We start from the raw sequence: 255 nt of genomic DNA on the forward strand, positions 1-255 counted from the left end.
GGTCGAAGAGTTTTTTCACGGGTTCGCGGGCTCCGACGGTGTCGAGGCCGTGCAGCTCCGACGCGAGCTGTCACGGCCTTTGAGAACTCTCCTATCAGGTGGCTTATCGGCGCATATGTGCTTTGTTGTCGGCCGACGCAGGCAGCGCCTGGAAGACAGCGCCGAGCACTGCGCCGTAGATGATATGCAGGACCAGAGTCATGATCGGTGCCATCATCCCCAATCCAAGGCCAAACAGAGAGGCGCCCGCCATCG

At 60.8% G+C, this 255-nt stretch carries 1 protein-coding gene; it reads right to left on the reverse strand.

Annotated features, from left to right (window positions below; translation table 11 throughout):
• Positions 1-103: 103 nt before the first annotated feature.
• Positions 104-253, reverse strand: coding sequence for a DUF6789 family protein (locus EUU22_RS26050; RefSeq protein WP_342635433.1), 150 nt, complete (start codon positions 251-253; stop codon positions 104-106).
• Positions 254-255 lie beyond the last annotated feature (2 nt).

This window comes from Ciceribacter ferrooxidans (assembly GCF_004137355.1).
GTDB lineage: Bacteria > Pseudomonadota > Alphaproteobacteria > Rhizobiales > Rhizobiaceae > Allorhizobium > Allorhizobium ferrooxidans.

Coding starts and splice junctions, on each gene's coding strand:
- EUU22_RS26050 (WP_342635433.1), bottom strand. CDS start 253: ATGGCGGGCGCCTCTCTGTTTGGCCTTGGATTGGGGATGATGGCACCG.